The 3,088-nt window shown below is 36.1% G+C and carries 1 protein-coding gene and 1 pseudogene; both read left to right on the forward strand.

Annotated features, from left to right (window positions below; genetic code table 11):
• A partial coding sequence (locus tag ACFIKG_RS08880; protein ID WP_375652157.1) for a YadA-like family protein occupies positions 1-342 on the forward strand: 342 nt, incomplete at its 5' end.
• Between the two features lie 1,007 nt (positions 343-1,349).
• A pseudogene (locus tag ACFIKG_RS08885) lies at positions 1,350-3,088 on the forward strand (hypothetical protein); the annotation flags it as partial.

A 3,088-nucleotide genomic window follows, 5' to 3' on the forward strand; every position in this document is an offset into this window, starting at 1 on the left:
TATACGGATGAGAAAGTTTCTCATATTGTAAAAGATGGAGTTAATGAGGCTAATTCGTATACGGATATGAAGTTTGAGACGTTAAATTATGCTGTTGAGGATGTTCGCAAGGAAGCAAGACAAGCTGCAGCGATTGGTTTGGCAGTATCGAATTTAAGCTATGACGATACACCAGGAAAATTGAGTTTTTCATTTGGTAGTGGTTTATGGCGCAGTCAATCCGCATTTGCTATTGGGGCTGGTTATATGTCTGAAAATGGAAGATTTCGCTCTAACATATCTGCAACGAGTGCTGGAGGACATTGGGGGATAGGTGCTGGATTTAGGATAACACTGAATTAAAAATAGAAAATTCGAAGTAAATTTTCCTTCTCTTATCAAATGCGTTACATGTGGCATTTTAAGAGAAGGAAAGTTATTCTCATCATAAATGAATAGCAATAGAAGATAAGGGTGTATTTCGAGTAAAAATGTATTTTTTATTGTGAAATTTTATATGAAAAAATCATTTATCATCTCCAAAAGGAATTATTTGAATAATCGATATTTCTTTTTAAGAGAGTGTTTTCCTTATGAGAGAAATATATATTATAATAATATTATTAATGAGGGTGATTTTTTTTACAGACGTACAGTATTTATCTAGAGATAAGCATAATATTTGATGACGATATAAACTTTAAGGTTTTATAGAAGACCCTTATATGCTTTTATTGCAAAAATATCACAAATAGAATCCGTATTGCTAAAAAGTTATATTTTTATGTTGCTATTTTCTTGAACAGTCTATAACGATACGGAAATGTATATTAGTAAGACTCATTTTGATAAAATAACTTTCAAAGGGGAGATAAGTAGTGCGTAAAAATAAAAGGCACATCACAAAATCACACATATATCATTACATGACATTTTAAAAAGAGAAAACCTAAATAAAAAACGATTTTCCAAGGAATCTATATCCCGAACATATTACAATTTCTTTTTACTTTACTTGTTATTAACAAAAAAATGCTTTCTAATAAAACTAAAACCTTTTTCAAAGGATTTTATAGTAGAGACTACAAAGTAAAAAGTAATATTAAATATGCAATACCTCTTTTTTATTTAGGGAAAACAGAACATCAAAACCCATAGACTTTAAATGCATTACCTTTATGTCCAAAAAACATAAATCAAAAATAAACATTTAAGCCTCAACACAGAAAGCGCAAAAAACTAAAGACTCAAAACGTTCACACGCTAAGCAACGATCCTCCATTCTGAATTCCGAGAAGATCAATAATGCTAAAATGTGTCTTTTTTATGTTTTGGAGGTGTTTTTAAGTTTTTTCATTGGAGAATTTATTATGAAAAAATCATATGCCACACTAGCACACGATGATGCAAATGGGATTCATTTTCCTTATCCGTTGTCTTTGGTGAGGGCGCTTTTGTTGGCTGCAATAGTTGCGTTTTTATCGAATGTTTCTCCTAGTTTTTCGGCAAATGTCGATGTAAGCAAAATATTCCTTGAAGGTGTCGAGAGCGCTGTTGTAGGAGCTCCACGAAATGTTATTTCTGCTTATGATGGCGATAACAGTGAGTTAGATGCTTCTAATGCATCAAAGGAAAATTATATAACAGCGTTGAATGTTGCGACAACACCTAAGGTGGATGCTACCAGTGACTACGCAAATTTTCTGGTCAATACTCTTTCTAGTAACAGTGATAATAATTCCACAATAAATACTTTGACAACAAGACAACTTATTCCTGTTAGTGAACTGCAGCGAGACACGAAAGCTGATCAAGGTATTATGTTGGGCGATACTGCAAAGGCAACTACTTATTCAAGTATTGCAATAGGTAGATCTGACCCAGATTGTGAAAATACAAGCGGTAAACTTGGTTGTGCTGGAGCGTTGGCAACAGCTGAAAGAACAATTGCTATAGGTTTATCAGCTGAAGCTAAGGAAATACAGGGGATCGCTATTGGTGTTAATTCATTGGTATCGGCTAGCAGTGCTATTGCTATAGGTCCCTTTACAAATGCTACAACAAAAAATAGTATAGCCATGGGTCATCAAGCAAATGCAAATGGGAATAGAGGTATTGCTATAGGCCATGCTTCGCTGGCCTCAAAAGAGGATACCATTGCTATAGGTTACACAGCTCATGCCTTGGGTAAAAGCAGTGTCGCAATAGGTTCTGAGTATCATGAAAATGATGCGAAGGATGATCATACAACAGCGAAAAGTGATTATTCCACAGCCGTTGGTGCTGTTTCTAAAGCTTTAGAGTATGCTACGACTGCTATAGGTCATCGTGCAAAGTCAACCGCAAAGTATTCTACTGCTTTGGGTTTTTATGCAGAAGCAAGGACAGAAGGAAGTGTTTCTTTAGGGGATGATTCTATCGCTAATATTGCTGCTGGTGTGCGTGGTTATGATCCTATAGCGAATGCAGATGCAACAGATAGTGCATTGTCATGGAAAAGCACATCAGGTGCAGTGAGTATTGGAAGTGTTGGTGATAAAAAAACGCGACAGATTATAGCGGTAGCAGCTGGTAGTGCAGATACAGATGCAGTGAATGTTGCGCAGTTGAAAGCGCTAAGAAAGTACGCCGATAAAGGTTGGAAACTCTCTGTTGGTGGTGCAAATTCTAAGGCTGTTGCGATTGAAAGCACGGTAGATTTTTCCACTGGAAGTACAAATCTTAACATTACAAAAGGCGATAAAGATAATAATGTAAAATTTGATTTGGCTCAAGATGTTGCATTAACGAGCTTAAAGGCAGGCACAACCACCCTAGATGCAAAAGGTCTGGTCATTACTGATGGTCCGAAAATAACGACCGATGGTATTGATGCTGGAGGTAAAGAGATAAAGAAAGTTAAGGCTGCAGAACTCACTGAGACTTCACAACAGGCAGTGAATGGATCGCAGTTATTTACAACAAATAAGGAAATTGCTGATGTAAGAGATAGTATCCTTGTTAAGGAAGAAGAAGAGATTACTTTAGCACGCAGTCTCCGTTCGGGGGAATCGACTGTTATCACCATTGGTAAGGCATCAGGCGGCACTAAACTAAGTATTTTAAACAA

This window comes from Bartonella sp. LB28NMGDW (assembly GCF_042194435.1).
Lineage (GTDB): Bacteria > Pseudomonadota > Alphaproteobacteria > Rhizobiales > Rhizobiaceae > Bartonella > Bartonella grahamii.